Genomic DNA, 3,598 nt, shown 5'->3' with positions numbered 1-3,598 from the left:
GTGGTGCCGAGACCGGCACCACCCCCGCTCCAGCACGGCGTCACTGCGCGTCGAGATCCGATCCGACGAGCTCCGCGAGCTGGTCCAGGGCCGCGTCCGCCCCGTCGCCCTCGGCGGCGAGGACGACCTCGTCGCCGTGACCGGCGCCGAGCGTCATCAGCCCGAGGATGCTGCCGGCCTGGACGGGCTCGGTGTCGGACTTGCGGATGGTGATCTGCACGGTCTGGGCCGCGGCCGCCTTGGCGACCAGCGCGGCGGGACGCGCGTGCAGGCCGACCTTGCTGGCCACGGTCACCCGTCGCTCGGGCATGGGGTTCCCCTTTCCTGGTGGAGGTGCTGGAGCCGGTGCGCGGCTCAGGACTTGCCGGTGCCCTCGCCGTCGGCGGGCTTCGGATCGGCGCCGCCCTCGGCCGGGGTGTCGGTGGACATCGTCGCGGTGGTGGAGCTGAAGTTCTCCTGGGATTCGGCGCTCGCGGCCGGATCCGCCTTCGCCGGCTTCGCGTCACCGCTGCTCTGGCCCTCGTCCAGCAGCGCGGAGCCTTCGCCCGCGTCCTCCCGGCCCGGAGTCCGCAGGTTCCACTTCGTGATGACGAACCGGAACACGAAGTAGTAGATCACCGCGTAGAGCAGGCCGATCGGGATCAGCCACAGCGACCGCTGCGAGATGCCGAAGTTCAGCACGTAGTCGATCGCACCCGCCGAGAACCCGAACCCGGAGTGGATGTCCAGGTAGTTCACCAGCATGTGCGAGGTGCCGGTGAGCACCGCGTGGATCAGCAGCAGCGGCCACGCCACGAAGATGAACGAGAACTCCAGCGGCTCGGTGATGCCGGTGAGGAACGAGGTGAGCCCCACCGAGAGCATCACGCCGCCGACGACCTTGCGCTGCGCGGGCGGCGCGCTGCGCCAGATCGCCAGCGCGGCGGCGGGCAGCGCGAACATGAAGATCGGGAAGAAGCCGGTCTGGAAGGTGCCCGCGGTCGGGTCGCCCTCGAAGAACCGGGCGATGTCGCCCTTCTGGCCGTGGTAGTCGCCGAACAGGAACCACACCACGTTGTTCGGGATGTGGTGCAGCCCGAACGGCAGCAGCAGCCGGTTGATCAGGCCGTAGATGCCGCCGCCGAGCACGGCGTTGGCGGTCACCACGTCGCTGAACGCGGTCAGGCCTGCGTCGAACAGCGGGAACAGCAGGCCCAGCACGGTGCCGATCACCAGCATGGCCACCGCGGTCACGATCGGCACGAACCGGCGCCCGCCGAAGAAGCCGAGGTAGTCGGGCAGCTTGATCCGGTGGTAGCGCTGCCACAACCAGGCCGCGACGAGACCGGCGATGATGCCGCCGAGCACGCCGTACGGGCCCTTGTTGAACGAGGTCCCGGCCTCCTGGCCGGTGATCTCCCACATCACCCCGGCCAGCACCAGGTAGCCGACCGCGGCCGACAGCGCGGTCGTGCCGTCCGCCTTGCGGGCGAAACCGATCGCCACGCCGATCGCGAACAGCAGCGGCAGGTTGTCGAACAGGGCGCCGCCGGCCGCGCCGATCACCCCGGCGACGGTCTGCAACCCCGAGACGCTGCCCAGCAGGTCCTCCTGACCGAGCCGCTGCAGCAGCGCGGCCGCGGGCAGCACGGCGATCGGGAGCATCAGGCTCCGGCCGAGCCGTTGCAGCAGCGCGAAGCCCTTCGAGCTCGCGCCGCCGCTCGCTGAGCCGACGGTCATGGGGCTACCTCCTCGGGTGGGCGGCCGGTGGTTCCGGCCTGGGTTCGCAGGGGCATCGTCACTTGGTACGCGTCGCCCCGGTACCAGGAGCGCACGTCCTCGACCGGGGTGTCGCGGGAGGTCGAGACCCGGCGGAACACCAGCAGCGGGCTGCCGGGTTGCACCTGCAGCAGCCGGGCGGTCTCCGCGTCGGCGCTCTCGGCCAGCACCGTCTGCATCGCGTGCTCCAGCCGGACGCCGTAGTGCCGCTCCAGCAGCGAGTACATGGATTCGGTGAGGTCGCGGCCGAGCAGACCCGGTGCCGCGGCCGGGTGGAACCAGCCGCGCTCCACGGCCAGCGGTGTCCCGTCGGCCTTGCGCAGCCGGGTCAGCCAGTAGGCGGGCGCGCCCGGTTCGAGGCCGAGCGCTTCGGCGGTGTCCGGGGGCGGCGGCAGTTCGGCGTGGCCGAGCACCTCGGTCTCCGCGTGCAGGCCGCGGCGGCGCATGTCCTCGGTGAACGACGCCAGGTCCAGCCGGACGTCGACCCGGGGGCGGGCGGTGAAGGTGCCCTTGCCGCGGACCCGCACCAGCAGGCCTTCGGACACGAGCTGGCCGATGGCCTCGCGCACCGTCAACCGGGAGACGCCGTAGCGCAGCGTGAGGTCCCGTTCGGAGGGCAGCGCGGCGCCCGGCGGCAGCTGCGCGGCGGCGAGCTCCCGCAGGATCTCCCGCAGCTGGGCGTGCTTGGGCGTGGGTCCGTCGAGCAGCGCGTCCGCTGTGCTGCGCTGGGCCACGACGCCCTCCCTGATCAGGGCCTACTCGGCCGGACCGCGGTGTCTGCCGGATCGATCCGGATCGTTCCGGTGGGAACGGCTCCACCGTGATCGGGATCATTGGTACTGTCCGGTCTATACCAGTTGCTGCGGAAGAATGCTGGCTCACACGGATGGGTGTCAAGGCGGGGCTGTTTTTGTTGCCGCTTCGACACTCGGTAACGCAAGATCGACCGAGTGCGGGACCCTTCCCGGACGACGAACGCGCACCGGACGGACGTAGACCGCCGGGAGACGAAGGGAGCTTCGGGTGGCTCAGAACAAGGCCGCCGCGATCTTGGCCGCGCTGGGCGGCGGGGACAACGTGGTGGAGATCGAACCGTGCATCACGCGCCTGCGCTGCGAGGTCGGCGACGAGTCGCGCGTGGACGAGGCCGCGCTGAAGGCGGCGGGCGCGCACGGGGTGCTGCGGCAGGGCACCGTCGTCCAGGTCGTCGTCGGGCCGGAGGCGGACACGCTGGCCGGGGACATCGAGGACCTGCTGTGAGCGTGGAGGTGCGGAGCCCCGTGACGGGGCTGGCCGCCGCGCTCGCCGACGTCCCGGACCCGGTGTTCTCGCAGGCCATGGTCGGCCCCGGGGTGGCGGTGAAACCGGCGGCCGGGCCCGCGGACGCGGTCGCGCCGATCGCCGGGACGGTCGCCACGCTGCACCCGCACGCGTTCGTGGTCGCCGCGCCGGGCGGGACCGCGGTGCTGGTGCACCTGGGCATCGACACGGTCCAGCTCAAGGGCGAGGGGTTCACCCTGCACGTCGCCAAGGGCGACGCGGTCGAAGCGGGCGCGCCCGTCGTGTCCTGGGACCCGTCGGCGGTGGAGGCGGCCGGGTACTCCGCGGTGTGCCCGGTGATCGCGCTGGACCTCACCGCCGAGGCCCTGCACGACCTCCGCGAGGACGGCGAGGTCGCCGCGGGCGATCCGCTGTTCACCGTCGAAGGCTGACCCCCGCGTCGGAGAGGGGGCCCCCCGCGGGGGGGGGGGGCGGGGGGGGGGGGGGGGGGGGCCCCCCCCACGGGGTGAGCACCCCCCCGGACCGGGGGGGCGCCCTTTTAACCCCCCCACCCCGGGAA

5 protein-coding genes are annotated in these 3,598 nt (G+C 72.5%); 2 read left to right on the top strand and 3 right to left on the bottom strand.

Going from position 1 to position 3,598, the window contains the following annotated elements; all coding sequences use genetic code 11:
• Window positions 1–40: 40 nt before the first annotated feature.
• Genes LCD35_RS24000 through LCD35_RS23990 form a run of 3 tightly spaced genes read right to left on the bottom strand, consistent with a single transcriptional unit; the run spans window position 41 to window position 2,492 of the window.
• A complete protein-coding gene (locus LCD35_RS24000; RefSeq protein ID WP_224956596.1) occupies window positions 41–310 on the bottom strand; it encodes an HPr family phosphocarrier protein in 270 nt (89 codons plus the stop codon).
• A gap of 44 nt (window positions 311–354) precedes the next feature.
• Entirely contained in the window at window positions 355–1,719 is a 1,365-nt protein-coding gene (locus LCD35_RS23995) for a PTS transporter subunit EIIC (protein ID WP_224956595.1), read from the bottom strand.
• Window positions 1,716–2,492: a GntR family transcriptional regulator gene (locus LCD35_RS23990; RefSeq protein WP_224956594.1), complete on the bottom strand. Its 777-nt coding sequence runs from the start codon at window positions 2,490–2,492 to the stop codon at window positions 1,716–1,718. Before LCD35_RS23990 ends, LCD35_RS23995 begins: the two co-directional genes overlap by 4 nt.
• Window positions 2,493–2,781: 289 nt before the next feature.
• On the opposite strand from LCD35_RS23990, the gene LCD35_RS23985 reads away from it, so the two are divergent.
• Window positions 2,782–3,018 (top strand): glucose PTS transporter subunit EIIB, encoded by a 237-nt coding sequence (locus LCD35_RS23985; protein ID WP_224956593.1) that lies wholly within the window; start codon window positions 2,782–2,784, stop codon window positions 3,016–3,018.
• Window positions 3,015–3,470, top strand: a complete 456-nt coding sequence (locus LCD35_RS23980; RefSeq protein WP_224956592.1) for a PTS glucose transporter subunit IIA — start codon at window positions 3,015–3,017, stop codon at window positions 3,468–3,470. Before LCD35_RS23985 ends, LCD35_RS23980 begins: the two co-directional genes overlap by 4 nt.
• Window positions 3,471–3,598 lie beyond the last annotated feature (128 nt).

Origin of the sequence: Saccharopolyspora sp. 6V (assembly GCF_020176785.1) — a bacterium.
Taxonomy (GTDB): Bacteria; Actinomycetota; Actinomycetes; order Mycobacteriales; family Pseudonocardiaceae; genus Saccharopolyspora_C; species Saccharopolyspora_C gregorii.
The sequence above is the reverse complement of the archived record's forward strand: the minus strand, read 5'-3'. Positions and strand labels throughout refer to the sequence as shown.